Origin of the sequence: Phyllobacterium lublinensis (genome assembly GCF_020164435.1) — a bacterium.
Lineage (GTDB): Bacteria > Pseudomonadota > Alphaproteobacteria > Rhizobiales > Rhizobiaceae > Phyllobacterium > Phyllobacterium lublinensis.
The window spans coordinates 41765-57954 of the sequence record NZ_JAIUDQ010000018.1 but is presented as its reverse complement, the minus strand read 5'-3'; the positions used below and the strand labels follow the sequence as shown (position 1 = coordinate 57954).

12 protein-coding genes are annotated in these 16190 nt (G+C 56.0%); 8 read left to right on the top strand and 4 right to left on the bottom strand.

Annotation, left to right across the window (positions count from 1 at the left end):
* Positions 1–91: 91 nt before the first annotated feature.
* From asnB to K9U38_RS19055, 6 genes are read left to right on the top strand one after another with little or no spacing between them, the layout of a single operon-like run.
* Positions 92–2041, top strand: a complete 1950-nt coding sequence (gene asnB, locus K9U38_RS19080; RefSeq protein WP_224495940.1) for an asparagine synthase (glutamine-hydrolyzing) — start codon at positions 92–94, stop codon at positions 2039–2041.
* 11 nt (positions 2042–2052) lie between these two features.
* Positions 2053–2322, top strand: coding sequence for an acyl carrier protein (locus K9U38_RS19075; protein ID WP_224495939.1), 270 nt, complete (start codon positions 2053–2055; stop codon positions 2320–2322).
* Positions 2323–2344: 22 nt separating this feature from the next.
* Positions 2345–3883 carry a class I adenylate-forming enzyme family protein gene (locus K9U38_RS19070; RefSeq protein ID WP_224495938.1) on the top strand — a complete coding sequence of 513 codons (1539 nt, stop codon included), beginning with the start codon at positions 2345–2347 and terminating at the stop codon, positions 3881–3883.
* Positions 3883–4896: an NAD(+) synthase gene (nadE, locus tag K9U38_RS19065; protein ID WP_224495937.1), complete on the top strand. Its 1014-nt coding sequence runs from the start codon at positions 3883–3885 to the stop codon at positions 4894–4896. Before K9U38_RS19070 ends, nadE begins: the two co-directional genes overlap by 1 nt.
* Before the next feature lie 25 nt (positions 4897–4921).
* A complete protein-coding gene (locus K9U38_RS19060; RefSeq protein ID WP_224495936.1) occupies positions 4922–5965 on the top strand; it encodes a hypothetical protein in 1044 nt (347 codons plus the stop codon).
* 24 nt (positions 5966–5989) lie between these two features.
* The gene (locus K9U38_RS19055) at positions 5990–7444 is read left to right on the top strand and encodes an O-antigen ligase family protein (RefSeq protein WP_224495935.1); all 1455 of its coding nucleotides are present in this window, start codon (positions 5990–5992) and stop codon (positions 7442–7444) included.
* A 133-nt stretch (positions 7445–7577) separates the two neighbouring features.
* On the opposite strand, the gene K9U38_RS19050 is transcribed toward K9U38_RS19055, so the two are convergent.
* From K9U38_RS19050 to K9U38_RS19035, 4 genes are all read right to left on the bottom strand, one after another.
* Positions 7578–8915 carry an HlyD family type I secretion periplasmic adaptor subunit gene (locus K9U38_RS19050; protein ID WP_224495934.1) on the bottom strand — a complete coding sequence of 446 codons (1338 nt, stop codon included), beginning with the start codon at positions 8913–8915 and terminating at the stop codon, positions 7578–7580.
* Positions 8916–8935: 20 nt separating this feature from the next.
* Positions 8936–11095, bottom strand: a complete 2160-nt coding sequence (locus tag K9U38_RS19045; RefSeq protein WP_224495933.1) for a type I secretion system permease/ATPase — start codon at positions 11093–11095, stop codon at positions 8936–8938.
* A gap of 32 nt (positions 11096–11127) precedes the next feature.
* Entirely contained in the window at positions 11128–13167 is a 2040-nt protein-coding gene (locus tag K9U38_RS19040; RefSeq protein WP_224495932.1) for a hypothetical protein, read from the bottom strand.
* Positions 13168–13278: 111 nt separating this feature from the next.
* Positions 13279–14205: a hypothetical protein gene (locus K9U38_RS19035; protein ID WP_224495931.1), complete on the bottom strand. Its 927-nt coding sequence runs from the start codon at positions 14203–14205 to the stop codon at positions 13279–13281.
* A 668-nt stretch (positions 14206–14873) separates the two neighbouring features.
* On the opposite strand from K9U38_RS19035, the gene K9U38_RS19030 reads away from it, so the two are divergent.
* Positions 14874–15701: a helix-turn-helix transcriptional regulator gene (locus tag K9U38_RS19030; protein WP_224495930.1), complete on the top strand. Its 828-nt coding sequence runs from the start codon at positions 14874–14876 to the stop codon at positions 15699–15701.
* Positions 15702–15705: 4 nt separating this feature from the next.
* Positions 15706–16188, top strand: a complete 483-nt coding sequence (locus K9U38_RS19025) for a hypothetical protein (protein ID WP_224495929.1) — start codon at positions 15706–15708, stop codon at positions 16186–16188.
* Positions 16189–16190: the final 2 nt, after the last annotated feature.

The following is a 16190-nucleotide window of genomic DNA, read 5'->3' as shown; positions in this document are numbered from 1 at the left end:
TTATTGACCCCTGAGGTCCATATTATACCCTTCTCGGAAGGGGTCTTTAACCCGCCGATAAAAAGAAGAATGGTTGGGGAGCATCGAATAGATGTGTGGGATTGCGGGCTATTGCGGGGCGGCTAGCGTCTTCGAGGACGGCACGACGCTTTTGCGCCAAATGATCCAGGCGATTGCACATCGCGGACCTGACGAGAATGGCACGTATGTAGCTGACGGCGCGGGTCTCGGTCACATGCGTCTGTCGATCGTAGGCCTCGCGGACGGTCAGCAACCAATGGAAAGCGCCAGCGGCGATCTGGTCATCAGCTATAATGGCGAAGTCTTCAACTATGTCGAGCTGCGTGACGATCTGATCGCGCAGGGCCACCGGTTCCGTACCGGCAGTGACACGGAAGTCATCCTGCATCTTTATGAGGAGATGGGGCCGGATTGCGTCAAGATGCTCAACGGTGATTTCGCCTTTGCCCTCTGGGACAAGAAGCGGCGTCGCATGATGCTTGCGCGTGACAGAATGGGTGTCCGGCCGCTGTTCTACACCTGGAGCGGAGGCACACTCTTCTTCGCTTCGGAAATCAAGGCATTGCTGCGCGTTCCAGGCGTGGCTGCCGAGATCGACCCATATGGTCTCGACCAGATATTCACATTGTGGACACCCATTGCGCCACGCACCATCTTCAAGGGTATATCCGAACTGCCGCCTGCTCACCTGATGATCGTTGAAGATCAACGGACCAAGGTTGCGCCCTATTGGCAGCTGGAGTATCCCGACCTCGATTCGGCCAGCGCAGGCCGTTCGGAGAGCGATGTCGGCGAGGAACTCAGACACCTCCTGACCGACGCAACGCGTATTCGCCTCAGGGCCGATGTTCCCGTGGGCTCCTATCTGTCGGGCGGGCTGGATTCGTCGGTTGTATCAGCCATAGCGGCCCGTATCGTGCCGGACCAGCTGCGGACCTTCTCGATCGGCTTCGATACTGTGGAGCATGACGAGACCGCCTTCCAGATGCAGATGGTTGAGGCGCTTGGCACCAGACATTCTTCACTGTCCTGCAGCAAGAGCGATATCGCCGCCATATTCCCGTCCGTCGTTGAACATACGGAACGGCCCATTCTCCGGACGGCGCCAGCGCCACTCTATCTGCTTTCGCATCTTGCCCATAATGAAGGCTACAAGGTTGTTTTGACAGGGGAAGGCGCCGACGAGGTTTTTGCAGGCTATGACATTTTCCGCGAAGCCAAGGTCAGGCGGTTCTGCGCACGTCAGCCCGAATCACGCATCCGCCCCCATCTCTTCCGCAAGCTCTACCCCTATCTGCCGGGCCTGAAGCAACAGACCCCAGAGTATCTGGCGGCGTTCTTCGGTGCCGGCGTGGACGGCATCGATGATCCTCTGCATTCGCATCGGCCGCGTTTCCGCGGAACCGCTGCGACGAAGATGTTCTTCTCCCCCGAACTGCGCGAAGCACTGAAGGGCTATGACGCGACAGAAGACCTCGTATCGAGCCTGCCGAAGGATTATGCCCGGTGGCATCCCTTGCATCAGGCGCAGTATCTGGAGACCTCGCTCCTTCTGCCTGGCTATATCCTTTGCTGCCAGAGTGACCGGATGGCCATGGCTCACGGACTGGAGGGCCGGTTCCCCTTCCTTGATCATCGCCTCGTCGAATTTGCTTCGCGCGTGCCGGTTGGCATGAAGCTGAAGGGATTGGGCGAAAAGCACATCCTCAAACAGGCAACGCGAGATCTGGTGCCGGCGTCGATCACGGCGCGTCAGAAGCAGCCTTACCGCGCCCCGGACAGCCAGTCATTCACGGCTGCCGGACTGCCTGAATACGTGCGGGAGCACATGGGGTCAGACGCCATCGCTGATGCCGGACTGTTCAATGCGCCCGCCGTAGCGAAATTGCTGGAAAAATGCACCCGTAATGCCCCCACCGGGTATCGGGATGACTCCGCGTTCGTCGGCATTCTTTCCACGCAATTGTGGCACCAAAAATTCACAAATCAGACAAACCGACAAACGGTTGCAGCGGCTTGAAAGGAATGGACATGACTTCGGTTATCAACGCACAAATAAGAAACTTCATCGTTGAGAACTATCTGTTTGGCGATACCAGCCATCCACTCGAGGATGACACATCGCTCATCGAAACGGATGTCATCGACTCCACCGGCGTCCTCGAACTGGTCACCTTCCTGGAAGATACTTTCCAGATCAGCATCCAGGATGCGGAGATCGTCCCCGCCAACCTCGATTCGATCGGCAGCATCACCGCCTTTGTCGCAAGCAAGGCAGTTCCCCAGAAATCGGTCGCTTGATCCGGGAAAGACGAGTTTCGTCATGCGTATTGAGGAAATTCTCCGGCAGAATGCGAAAAGATTGGGCGACAAAACCGTACTGGTCGCGGGCGGCGAACGACTGACCTATGCCGAACTCGACGACCGTTCCGACCGGTTGGCAGCAGCTCTCTGGTCGCAGGGCGTCACGCGCGGCGACCGCGTCCTTGTCTTCATGAACAATTGCTGGGAAGCGACGGTCGCGATCTACGCAATTTTGAAAGCCGGCGCGGTGTTCAGCCCGATCAACGCATCAACAAAGGCCGACAAGCTCGCCTACATCATCGAAAACTGCCGGGCCCGGGCGATCATCGCACAGGAAAAGCTCGCCCCCATCGCCGTCGAGGCGTTTGGCGACAAGACGTCCTGCGATCTCATCGTTGTGACGAAGAACGAAACGCTTGCAACTCCCAATGCCCGTTCGTTCGACAGCCTGTTGCAGGTTGAGCCCATGCCTGTTCCGCATGGCGGAATCGATGTTGATCTCGCGATGCTGATCTACACGTCAGGTTCTACAGGACGCCCCAAGGGTGTGATGATAAACCACCGCAACATCGAGGCGGCGGCGACATCCATCACGACATATGTTCAGAATGTCGAAGACGACATCATTCTCAATGTGCTGCCGCTGGCATTCGACTACGGCCTTTACCAACTGTTCATGACAATTCGCACCGGGGCGACACTCGTTCTGGAGACGTCGTTCAGTTTTCCGCAAGCCATCTTCGATGTCATGCGACGCGAGCACGTCACCGGTTTCCCGCTTGTGCCGACGATGGCTGCGTTGATCTTGCAGATGCGCGATATCGAACCAGGGTTTCTCCCGGATCTGCGCTACATCACAAACACGGCCGCGGCCCTGCCGCCGGCGCACATTGCCCGGTTGCGCGAACTGTTTCCGGGCGTTCGGCTATACTCCATGTATGGCCTGACCGAATGCAAGCGCTGTACCTATCTGCCTCCCGAGCAGCTTGATCATCGCCCCGGCTCCGTAGGAATTGCCATTCCGAACACGGAGGCCTTCGTTGTCGATGATGAAGGCAAGGTGGTAGCGCCTAGTGTCGTTGGCGAACTCGTCATCCGGGGCCCGCATGTCATGCAGGGCTACTGGGAAAACGACGAGGCAACGACACGGATGCTTCGACCCGGCCTCAATCCATGGGAAAAAGTCCTCTATACGGGCGATCTCTTCTCAATGGATGGCGACGGCTACCTCTATTTTGTCGGCCGCAAGGACGACATCATCAAGACACGCGGTGAAAAGGTAGCGCCGAAGGAAGTCGAGACTGTCTTGCACTCGCATCCGGGCATTGCCGAAGCCGTGGTCATCGGCATTCCTGACCCGGTGCTGGGTCAGGCCATTCGCGCGATCGTGGTGTTGAGTGACCCGGCACTGACGGATCGCGAAATCATACGACACTGCTCGAAGAACCTTGAAGATTTCATGGTGCCCAAATCCGTTGAATTTCGAACGAGCTTGCCCAAGACGGACACCGGCAAGGTGAGCCGCAGATTGGCCGCAGAGCCACAGGAGTCTCTATGATGAACGACCAAACAATCCGGACGATCGCATCTGCATCGCCAATATCGCTGGAGATCGATGCCGAGGCCGAGACGACGCGGATCGTCAACGCCATGCGCGAACAGTTGCGGCATACGCTGCGCAAGCGCGGTCTTGTGCTCGGGCTTTCGGGCGGTGTTGATTCAAGCGTCTGCGCGGCACTCGCTGCCCGGGCCGTCGGCGCGCAAAACGTGCTCTGCCTGTTCATGCCCGAGAATGACTCGGACCCTGAAAGTCTCCGGCTGGGCAAGCTTGTGGCCGATACATTTGGGCTTGCGAGCGTTACCGAAGATATTGGCCCATCGCTCGAAGCCATGGGTTGCTATGCGCGGCGTGATGAATTCATCAAGCAGGTCGAACCGGAGTTTGGTCCGGGCTGGGCTTCGAAAATCGTGATCGCCAATGCGCTGGCGAACGACGGCTACAATATCTCGTCCCTCGTATTGCAACGGCCGGACGGCAGCACGGAAAAGCTGCGCATGCCAAGCTCCGTCTACCTTGGCATAGTCGCCGCAACCAACATGAAGCAGCGGACACGCAAGCAGATCGAATATTACCACGCAGACCGCATGAACTATGCGGTGATCGGCACACCTAACCTTCTGGAATATGATCAGGGGTTCTTTGTGAAAAACGGGGACGGGGCAGCGGATCTGAAGCCGATCGCCCATCTCTACAAGTCGCAGGTCTATCAGTTGGCTGCCTATCTGGGCGTGCCGGCCGAGATTCGCGCCCGTCCGCCAACGACCGATACATATCAGTTGGCCCAGACGCAGGAGGAGTTCTATTTTGCCCTCCCCTATGCCCAGATGGATCAATGCCTGTACGGGCTGAACGAGGACATGCCGGCCGCAACAGTGGCGCTTGCGGCCTCATTGACCGAGGAGCAGGTGCAAAGGGTCTGGCGTGATATCAAGGCCAAGCGCAAGGCAACACGCTATCTCCATCTCGGCCCGCAACTGGTCACGCCTATCGCCGGTTTTTCCGGCGAATAGGCAAGCCACCGGACGGGGCAAGGCCATGAAAAAGATAATCATTTCCGGTCTTGCCACTCTGGTGATCGTGGCAGCGGCACTGCTGTCGCTTCCCCATACGCACGCAAGCTCGCCGAAATTCACCTGGGGCATAAACGGTCATCCATTGGCATCGTATCATGGCGTCTCCGAGGAGCAGCAAGTCACCTATATCAAGGAGCTTGGCCTGACCTCGTACCGGGTGGATGTTCAAAAGCTTGATCAACTCGAAGAACTTGATCGCCTTGTCACTCTTGCGGGCAATAACGGGATCACGATTCTGCCGGTGCTGACCCCGGCACTCGACTTGAAGGAAGCTTCCACGGAAACGATCTATGCCACCTCCCGCGCACTGGCTTTCGTGACAGCGTCGCATCTCAAGGACAAGATCAAGGTTTGGGAACTCGGCAACGAGCTTGAAAATTTCGCCATCATCCAGCCATGCGAGATGCGTGACAATGGCACACTCTATCCTTGTGAATGGGGGCCTGCTGGAGGGCTCGATCCGCTGGATTATTACGGTCCACGCTGGGACAAGGTGCGCGCCGTGCTTCGCGGGCTCTCGGATGGACTGACGGCAGCGGGCGGAGACTTCCGGACGGCGATGGGTACAGCCGGCTGGGGTCATATGGGCGCCTTTCAGCGCATGAAGCAGGACAATATCAACTGGGATATTTCCGTCTGGCACTTCTATGGCGAAGATCCGGAGTGGGCGCTCAAGGAACTGGTCAAGTTTGGCAAGCCGATCTGGTTTACCGAATTCAACCACCCAAAAGGCAGCACCGATGGCGCGGACGCACAGGCGGCGGGCTTGAGAAAGGCGATGGAACGCATCCAGGAACTGCGAAAGACCTATCCGGTCGAGGCTGCGCATATCTATGAACTGATGGACGAAACATATTGGGCGCCAAGCTTCGAGGCATATATGGGCCTGGTCCACCTCGACAGCAACGATGCCGGCGGCTGGCGCCCGGGAGCGCCCAAACCTGCCTATGATGTCGTGCGCGATATCGTGCATGGGGACCAGCTGGCCAAGGGTGAAAGCCAATGACGCGGCAGCTGGCACGGATCAGTCATGGCAACTAACGTTTTCGGCGTCCTTGTGATCCTGTTCGGCTTTGTGGTCCAGTTCATGCACCACAAACACGCGTTCTACACCATGGTTGCCATGACGCTGTTCGGAGCGGCCGCGGCGGTCACCCTGCCTGCAATGGGCGGCGCATCGATTCTGGTAGCGAACGTTTTCATGGTGTTCTTTGCACTTCGGATCGTGCGCATAACCGGCTTCGCGCCGATATGCAGCAGCCTGCTTTATCCCAGTACAGGTTTCTGGCTATTGCTTCTGATCATCTACGGCGTCGTAGCAACGATCTTCTTTCCACGGCTGATGGCTGGTATGACCGAAACCATGGTCGTGCAACGCCTCCCCGGCGGTCTGAGCCGCATCGCTCTCAACCCGCTCGGCTTTTCTGGCACGCACGTGACCCAGACGGTCTATGCCTTGGGCAGCGTCATGTGTTTTGCGGCCTCTTTTGCCTTCTTTCGCATGCGCAACGCCTATCAGTATTTCCTCGGAGCCTTCTTCCTGCTGTGCTGGTTGAACATCATTTTTGCGGTGCTCGACCTCGTTACCTTTGCGACCGGGACGGCCGATCTGCTGGATTTCATACATACGGCGAATTATTCCCTGATGACCGGGGTTGAGATGGGCGGCCTCAAGCGTATCTCCGGGACGTTTCCGGAATCGTCGGCGTTCGCCAGCTTCACCCTGATCCTGTTCGCCGTCACCGCCAGCCTTTATCTCGACAATGTCCGGCCAGTCCTCTCGGGGTTCTTTGCCCTCGCCTTCCTGACATTGCTGGCATTATCAACATCGGGCACGGCCTATGTGGGGCTGGTGATTGTTCTGGCCCTGCTGATGCTCCAGTCCATAGCGCCGGTCATGCATGGCGGGCGGATGCGCAAGCCGTTACTTATCTATGCCGGCAGCCTGTCGGTTCTCGCCATCGTCTTGCTCATTGCGGTGCTTTCGCCGGAATTTGTGGAAGCAATCGCAACCTTCTTCGACGAGAGCCTGTTCGGAAAGCTCTCGAGCGACTCGGGTCGCGAACGCGGGCATTGGAACGAGGTGGCCTTCACCAATTTCATGGACAGTTTCGGTCTTGGCGTGGGCATTGGCGGCGCGCGCGCCTCGAGCTACATCTTCGTTCTTCTGTCGAATGTGGGACTTCCCGGTGCGATGTGTTTTGCGCTGTTCGTCCTTACAACGCTCTTCAGGCAGCCCGTAGCACAGCCGGGTTCAGAGGATCGGTCCATCGTTCGCGCCATCCGTTGCGGCATGACAGCCAGTCTTGTCGCCGCTATTCTCGTCGCGACAGTCTTTGATCTTGGCATGTTGTTTTATGTGCTGGCTGGCGGGGCGGCCGTGGCCGTTTATCCGTCTGTTCGCCGCGCACAGGCAAGGCCACGGCCAGAGCATTCCGCCCCGACGCACCGCCATCTTCACGATACGCGTCGTCTCCTGGGCTGATCGGCTGATAGAACATCCAACAGGCTCAATACTGGGGTGGCGGGTAATCTGAGGTCGACAATATTTGGCGAGGCCGATGTTATCCCATCGCCTCGCCAACTTTTCCTGTGCAGCATGCTGCATCCGGTTCCTGTCAGTACTCCCTGAACGCACGCTCCATGCTGTCGACGACCGGCTTGGCGAGATATTCGAAGAATGTCCGCTCGTGAGTCTGGATCAGGATATCAGCCGGCATTCCCGGCGTGGGTGTGAAACCGTGGATACGGGCAAGCTGATCGGCAGGAATGCTGACGCGGGCCAGATAAATCTCCTGCTTCACATTGGTCGTCGTATCGGTCATCGCATCGGCCGAGACATAGTCGACACGACCATTGATGACAGGTGTCGTTCTCTGGTTGAGGGCACTCAGGCGAACATGGGCCTCCTGCCCTTCTTTCACTTCATCGATCTGCATCCGCGGGATCTGGGCTTCGATGATCAAGGGCACGCCTGTCGGCAGAATTTCGATGATTGGCTTGCCGCTTTCGATCACACCACCAGCGGTGTGATAATACATTCTCACAACTGTCCCGGAGACTGGCGCCTTGACGACCGTGCGGGTAAGCACGCTGTCAGCCTGGCGAATTTGTTCGCGAACCGTGTCCAGCTCGGCTTCGGCACTTTGAATTTCATCAAGTGCGGCCTGCTTTTCAGTATCCTTGGTCTGAATCATTTCCTTCTGGAATTTTTCGATCTGGGCGTTCACTTCCATGATTTCGGCTTCAAGGCGCGCGATCGTCCCTTCGCCGTCGGCAACTGCACGCTCAAGCACGCTGACTTCGGAACGCGCCATGAGGCCCTTCTTGAAGAGGGAATACTTCGCCTGGTACTCATTCTTCAACAGGCCAAGTTGTGTCCGTGTTGCGGTAATCTGCGCATTGCGTCCGATCCTGCGGAACTCCAGCGCTGAAATATTACGCTGCATCATCTGCAGTTCGTTCGCATATTTCGCATGGGCTGCATCGAAGTTGTCGGCCTGGCTGTCATTCACCGCGCGTATTTCGGCATTGGCCAGATTGTCCAGAATGATTTTTGGCGGCTGATACCGCTCTTCACCACGAACTACGGCATGCAGCCGGGCCAGGATTGCCTCGAGCCGCGCCTGCCGCAGGAACAATTGCTGGGCATTTGCACGGGCTGCCGTCTCGTCAAGACGGACCAGCTGATCCCCCTCAACAACGCGATCGCCTTCCCGCACAAGAAGCTCCTTGATGATTCCGCCTTCAAGGTGCTGAACAACCTTGTTCTTGCCGGTGGCGACGAAACTGCCAGGGGCAATGACTGCGGCTGCAAGAGGCGCAGTTGCCGCCCATGTTCCAAACCCGCCGAAGCAGACGACAATGATTGCCAAGCCGAATTTCGTGTAGGGCTTTATTGAACGTGGAACGCCGTCATACCACTCCAGATTATTCAATGCGGGTGTCGTGGCCATACTCGTGCCCCTCCAGCAGTTTATTCGGCAGCGCTGATGCTTGGAACCGAATCTGCCTGTTTGTTTTTCTTAGAGAGCGCTTCCATAACGGTCGCGCGCGTACCGAACATCGTTACGCTGCCGTTGCTCAGAACCATGATCTTGTCGACACAGTTCAGCAGTGCGGGACGCTGTGTGATGGTGACCACGGTGATCTTGTTCTTCTTTGCATGGAACAGCGCCTTGGTGAGCGCTGCGTCGCCCTGGGAGTCGAGATTAGAGTTCGGTTCATCCAAGACGACCAGTTTTGGATTGCCGAAAAATGCGCGGGCAAGCGCGATCCGCTGCTTCTGTCCACCGGACAGCGGAGCACCGTCGGCCGCAACCATCGTCTCATAGCCCTGAGCAAAGCTTGAAATGAGCTCATGCACGTCAGCAAGCATTGCAGCATCGAAGATCGACTGGTCGCTGGCATCTTCGCGCATACGGGCGATATTGGCCTTGATCGTGCCTGGGAAGAGCTGCACGTCTTGCGGCAGATACCCGATATTTTCACCGAACTGCCTCTGATCCCAGTTGCGCAGATCCATCAAGTCGAGACGAACACTTCCTGACGTAGGCAGGATCGATCCGACCAGCATCTTGCCGAGAGTGGTCTTGCCCGCTCCGGAATTCCCGATGATGGCCATGGACTCGCCTGGCTGCAACGTGAACGAAATGCCGTTCAGGATGACTTTCTTGTTGGGTGGCGGAACGTAAAGAATACGTTCGACGTCGAGGCGACCTTGCGGATCCGGCAATCTCAACCGTTCAAAGTTCAGAGGCGAGTTCTGCAAGAGATTGCGGATTCGGCCAAAGGCTGCGCGGAACTGGATGAAACTGTTCCATCCTTCGATCGCACCTTCGATAGGCGCGAGGGCGCGGCCGGCAATGATTGAAGCGGCAATCACCATGCCGCCGGTCATTTGTCCATCGATGGCCAGATGGGCACCCCAGCCGAGCATTGTTACCTGCGTCAGCAAACGCGAACACTTGGATAGGGTCGCGAACATGATGTTGCGATCTTGCGCCTTGACCTGCGAGCGCAGCGAGCCGGCCATGTCACGGCCCCATATTTTAACGGCCTCGGGGATCATTGCCAGCGCATTGATGATCTGTGAATTCCTCGACATGGAGTCGAGGTGCAGCATGGCCCTGCTCTGGAAGTTGGTCGCATCGGCAAAGGACGCTGCTGTCGCGCGCTGGTTGAAGATAGCGATGATGAGCAAGAGCAAAGCCGAAATAACGACGATATAGCCGAGATGCGGGTGAACAAGGAATACCGCAAGGACGAACAGCGGCGCGATTGGCGCATCAAAGAACGAGAGCAAAGTGCCGGACGTCAGAAACGAGCGCAGCTGCTGCAGATCGCCGAGCACCTGATAGTCCTTGCCGTTGCCATGGAGGGATGCACGTGCCGCGGCGCTCAGGATGGGCGCTCCCAATTGCACTGCCACTTCAACGGCCGTCCGCATCAGAATGAAGCGGCGTATCGCGTCCAGTATGACCTGAACAATAACTGCGCCCACGATCACGATCGTCAGCATCACCAGCGTGTCTGGCGACCGGCTGGTGAGAACGCGATCGGATATCTGGAACAGGTAGATGGGAATTGCGAGCACCAGGACGTTCAGGAATATGGTGAACCCCATGGCGATCATCAGATTTCGGCGTACGGCATTCAGGCCGTTCCGGAAGCTTTCGCTGAAATTCACGGCGGCCGTGCGCTTGTGGAAACTGCCGCCATTGCCGCCATTACCAACGATATTCTGGTCGTTACCGGAGCCACCTCCTCCGGAATCGACTTCTCGCGACTGCACGGGACCACGGTCACCCTCGATGACCCTGCCGACTTCCGCATTGGCCGGAATTGCTGAAATCAGTCGCTCAGCGTTCGGCGCGGTCTCGGCGACTGGCGCCTCAACTTCGGTTATCGGTTCATCGACAACTTCCTGCGGCATTGGCTCCAGCGGTGTAGGCTCTACCGGTGCGGGGTCGATGCGCTGGGACGATTCGGTTTCGTCGCGTGATATTTTTGAAATGGCGGTTTCCATCTCCGCGAGCAACTCTTCGAACTGAATCCGCTCATGCTCGCGGCCCGCCATGGCACGCCGCGAGTTCTGGGAGATGACCCGCAAATCCGCCTGCTCATCATATTTCATGCTTACCGCGCTCCTCGCGCATTCTTCTTTTTCTATGCGAGAACTGTTTGCATGACATCGACCGACTGGCACGTATCCGGGACGTGAACCGGCGGAGCGTGGTCATCGTTGCAATGTTGCGAATCGCCTTCGTTTTCGAGGAATGCCACGATTTCGTTGGCAAGCTGCTGGCCTTGCCCGGTAGGATGGTTCGAACCGGGATCGGTATTGATAATGTCAGCCTGGATCAGAATGGCATCGGAGTAGACGCCGCCGCCCGCATACGATGTCCCGCCACTGCCCGGATCATGGTCAATGATGGTGGCAATGTTGATCAGGGCGTTTGAGCCGGTGCTGATGTCCCACACAGTGTCCGACGAGGCCGTCAGAAGAGCATCTTCATAATGCTCGACATAGTCCGCGTCGCCGAGAACATTGGTCTGTTCGATATAGTTCACGTCATAGACGTTGCCGGAAATGTAGAGAACCCTCAGACCCTCAAGCCCCTGGAGAGCCTGGTCGCCATGGAAACCGGACGGCATATTGTAGCTGCCCGTCGCGAGATCATTCATGGCCTCAAGATAGTGACTGGGAAGCCCCGCAACCCAGTTGGCCGGACCATCGCTCTGAATGCTCGCCTGGTTCCACAAAAGGTTATCGCTCGAAGACAGTTCGCCGTCATAGGCACCAGCGGCGCCACAGGTTGTGAACGTGTCATTGTCGAACAGGATGTTGGTCTGGAAGATGAAATTCCCGTTGTACATGTTTCCGCCGATCATCACGAGATCGTAGGAATTGCACAGTTCGGCGAATGACGCCGTGTTGAGCGTCATGTTCGCGCCCGTCACGATCGTTGTATAAGAGCCGGTCGCCGACAGGACATGGGCATCGTTGTCCGAAAGGAAATTGTACTGGGAAATCCAGTTCATCTGAATGAGGTCACCATTGACGACGGTAACCTGCCAGGCCTGCGGGAATACCGGCGCGTCGTCAGACGGACCATCCGACTGGCCGTGGTCGACCTGCTGCAAGAAGCTTGCGACGTTCATGGCGTTGGTTGCCGGCTGACCGAGGCTCTGCTGCCCTCCAAAGCCGTTCTGGAACGTATCGCTATCGCTATAGGCGTTGGTCTGAACGATCGCATTGATGTTGTAATAGCTTCCACCCACCGCGAAATGGGCACCGACGGAACCGCCAAGACTGTTTATGACGACTTCGTTGACCAATATATTGCAACCGGCCTGGACTTCGACGGACCCGATAATCTCGTTTGAATCGATGACAAGGGACTGCGTCGTTGTTGTCACCGTTGCCGAAGAGTCGTTCTCTGACGGCTTGAGTTGTTCCGGTACGTAGTCATCAAGCTTGGGAGCTTCATCGGTCTCGACGCCATTGACGTAATGACCTGAAGGTGCCGTGACAACGGTCACGCCTGGCGTCGTCGCGAGCGGACCCTGCTCTGCGGCCTGGATGTTCGCGATCTGATTGTTGAAGAACTGCTCCAGTTCTGCGCCGGATCCAGGAATCGTGTCCTGGGTCAACGGCTCAGAGATTGAAAGCGCGCTGTCGGTGAGGCTGTTGAATGCCGCAACGTCGACAAAATCCATGGTCGAGGGCGCATGATTGCCCATCATGACAACATCGTTGTCCTCCATGTGATTGGTCTGCTGAACGGCGACGTGCGTCTCGATTGGGGGTGGCCCAAAATTCGGGGCTGCCTGACTCGTTGTATGGAAGATTGAAGAGCTCGAGTCGCTTGACCCGGACGAATGCAATTTCGCAACGGGGTGTTGCAGCCTTATCCCCGCAACGTCGACTTCGATGGGTACGAAGTTGACCCAGGGCATCGTGACTTCCCCAACGGGCGACCACGGCGCTGGCAGGTAATTCATATTGGATTGAAACGAGCCAAGGTCCAATCGCTGGCCTGGATCCGTCTGAATGGTCAGAATGTCGTTGAGATGAGGATCTTTGTCCGGCGTTGCGTTGAACTCACGGTACTCGACTCGCGCTCTGGCTGCTTCGATTGATGTATGAAAATAACCTACGAAGTGAGCGATGGATTCTGAAATCTGATCACCAAATCCGAGCATGTCGATGACTCCCTATTTCCCGCTGTCACCTGCAACCCCGTCGACAAGCGGTCTGCGCAAGATGTTGCGCAGACCATTGTCAGATCAGGCAGGTCCGCCTGGTTATTGTTCTTATGATAGGTCGTCGCCGGACGTATGGGTCTCGATTGTGCCAAAGTTGATATCGACAGCGTTCTGCTGCAGATTTGCGCCCTGGATGATTTCCTGGATGCCATTGGTCACTGTAATGTTGGCTGCTGCGCTTGCTGCACTGGAGCCGTTCACATCGTGACCTGCTTCTGTGCTGCTGCCATCGGAGCCGTTGTTTCCATGGTTGTTGCCACCGAAGAAGCTGTCCATGCCGCTCCAGCCGCCGTCCCAACCGCCGCCGCCGCCGCTGTCAATACCGTCGCCCGCATGTGCGGAGCCGCCCGATGCACTCAGTGAGATACCGCCCGAGTTGTTCTGGCTGATCTGCGATGCCTGGTCGTTATCAACAAGGTCAAGAACCTGGTTGATAGCAAAGTTGTTGGTGCCGCCAGCAAAATTAACGGCGAACCCGACGTCATTGCCCGGATCATAATTGATGGTGCCGGTATCGGTGATGAAGATGTTGTCGAACGTGTTGCCATGCAGATCAAGATCGGCAAAGTCATCATCGGTCGGCAGATAGCCTTCAAGGTCGACACCCACGTCGACATTGACGCAAACGTCAGTTGAATTGTGGTTCTCGTTGACGTTGTAGCTTTCGTTCAGGTTGCCGTTGGCATTCAGGTTGCCGTTGGCATTCAGGTTGCCGTTGGCGTTCAGGTTGCCGTTGCCATTCCCGTTCAGATTGCCGTTGCCGTTGCCGTTCCAGTTTTCTGAGCTGGAATGCTGGTCCTGGCTCTGACCTTGTCCCTGGCCTTGTCCCTGTCCTTGGCCCTGAACTTCAAGCTGTCCCTGACCCTGTGCCTGCAATTGAAGAGCAAGTGCAGCAGCAGCGGCTGAAGCATCTGCTTCAGCTGATGCGTCGTCGCCAGGATGATAATTGTAATGTTGATTGTTTCTGTTGGACATAACAAATCCTCCGATGTGCCTCGGAGCAAGCAAAAGCCTCTATGCATTTCAAACGAGGTTATAGTTGCGAGCCCGATAAGCTTTTTACGTTGAGCAAACATCAACGATTCAGATAGCATTCGGCGCGAACCAAATGCTAAATACGCAATACGAGACTGATGTTTACGGTGCTGTTGCTTGGATGCCCCCACTAAGAACCACGATATCCAAGCTATTGAACGTTAGGACTCAAAGCCTGAGACAGTAAGTTACCAATTCTGATTAGTCCCGAAAAAGGCCGTCCAACAGAAAATCGCGGAGCGCCAAAATTCACGAATTATGGAAACTTTTCAGCCGCTTGCGGGTATGGAGTCAATTTGACTCAACTTCGACTAAAACCGTTTAGTATGATTTATAATCAATATTGTCGAACCAGTGGTCTAAGTAAAAGTCGCCGCTGTCTTTGTCGACGCAATCAGCGCGCCGAATCAGTAAATATACAAACCCTTTGACTCATGTCACGGCCGCGTCACGCTCCTTTTATTAATCCTCTGTTAATCAACACGTCTAGCCGGGGGCTTAAAGACATAGTGGTGAGACTGAACAAAAGAACTTAAAGAAACTAAAAATCAAAAACGCAAATAAATCCTGAGAGAAATACTTCTCATCAAAGGGCGTAGGGGGCTATTATGTCTGGAAATATACCGCGTACAATCGGCGACCATATCCAATATGGATCAAAAATTGATGGTGATTCCAAATTCAAGAGTGGCATCTTCATTTATGCCGAAGCAGGAGCCGTCTTCCAGGGATTAGTTCAATCCCTCGAGCGTACGTTCCCTGAAATTCGGGTGAACCTGTCGAGCAAGCTGCTGGAGACGGACGAGTCCGACGAGGACATTGGTCTGGTCTTGGTACATACCGGTTTCGTTCTCGAACTCAATGAATGCATCGCACGCTGCAAGCAGCGTTTTCCGAATGCATCCGTGACATTGATGATCGATGATCACAGCGCCGGCCTGCATGAGCTGAACAGCCTGTTCGACCAGCGACTGGTCCAGGGACTTTTGCCATTCAGCCTGAAACTCGATATCTGGCTGGCGGTCATCTGGCTCCTGTTGAATGGCGGCGAATACTATCCTTCCGCCATCGCGCGCTCGATCGAAAAGCCTTTGAACAATGGCGGGCAGCCTCAGCTTTACAGCAGCCAGCTCAAGAACACTCTTAATGGCGGCAGACCCATCAAGACATTGACGCTGCGGGAGCACCAGATCCTGGAACTTCTCTCGGAAGGGCTGCAGAACAAGATCATTGCCGATCGCCTGACGCTTTCGGAACATACGGTCAAGGTCCACGTGCACAACCTTATACGCAAGCTGCGGGTTCACAATCGCACCCAGGCGGCAGCGGTATATCGCAACAGCATGGACCAGGAGGCTTTCCAGCCCCCTTTTAGAGGGTATAATAACCCGATGGGGCGATTAGATAGTTCGCTGGAAATGGGCCGAGTCGTATAAAGCAATGTCCCGCATCAATGATGTGCTGATGCTGGTGGGCAAACTCAATTACACGTGGACGAACACCGAAAGCCTGTTCATCTACCTGATTGCCCACCTGCTCAAGACGAACAAGGAAGCGGCAACCGTCATCTTCCTGACACTCAACACGACTAGGGCAAGAATCGACTTGCTCGAGCGGCTGGCGAAAATCAGATCGACCCCGCCAGATACCAAGGCTGCAGTCCTTGCAATCACCGGCCGAATGACTCGCGAGCAGCGGCTGCGCAACAAATACAACCACTGCATATACTCGTTCGACGAAACAGGTCACAACGCATCAACACAGCTGATGCGGATTGTCGATATGAATGACAATCTGAAATACGGAAAAGTTGAAGCGCTGGACGACGCGGAAATGTTGAGGATTCAATCGACCATCGATGCCATCGCCGATGTCAACAAGTCGATCTGGTCTTTCATAAAGCTAAACAATATCAGCGTTTAAAC

Bases quoted from the DNA above. Each gene is read 5' to 3' on its own strand.
- K9U38_RS19050 (WP_224495934.1), bottom strand. From the start codon at position 8,915: ATGGCCACGACACCCGCATTGAATAATCTGGAGTGGTATGACGGCGTT.
- K9U38_RS19070 (WP_224495938.1), top strand. From the start codon at position 2,345: ATGCGTATTGAGGAAATTCTCCGGCAGAATGCGAAAAGATTGGGCGAC.
- nadE (WP_224495937.1), top strand. From the start codon at position 3,883: ATGAACGACCAAACAATCCGGACGATCGCATCTGCATCGCCAATATCG.
- K9U38_RS19075 (WP_224495939.1), top strand. From the start codon at position 2,053: ATGACTTCGGTTATCAACGCACAAATAAGAAACTTCATCGTTGAGAAC.
- K9U38_RS19035 (WP_224495931.1), bottom strand. From the start codon at position 14,205: ATGTCCAACAGAAACAATCAACATTACAATTATCATCCTGGCGACGAC.
- K9U38_RS19060 (WP_224495936.1), top strand. From the start codon at position 4,922: ATGAAAAAGATAATCATTTCCGGTCTTGCCACTCTGGTGATCGTGGCA.
- K9U38_RS19040 (WP_224495932.1), bottom strand. From the start codon at position 13,167: ATGCTCGGATTTGGTGATCAGATTTCAGAATCCATCGCTCACTTCGTA.
- K9U38_RS19045 (WP_224495933.1), bottom strand. From the start codon at position 11,095: ATGAAATATGATGAGCAGGCGGATTTGCGGGTCATCTCCCAGAACTCG.
- K9U38_RS19025 (WP_224495929.1), top strand. From the start codon at position 15,706: ATGTCCCGCATCAATGATGTGCTGATGCTGGTGGGCAAACTCAATTAC.
- K9U38_RS19055 (WP_224495935.1), top strand. From the start codon at position 5,990: ATGGCAACTAACGTTTTCGGCGTCCTTGTGATCCTGTTCGGCTTTGTG.
- asnB (WP_224495940.1), top strand. From the start codon at position 92: ATGTGTGGGATTGCGGGCTATTGCGGGGCGGCTAGCGTCTTCGAGGAC.
- K9U38_RS19030 (WP_224495930.1), top strand. From the start codon at position 14,874: ATGTCTGGAAATATACCGCGTACAATCGGCGACCATATCCAATATGGA.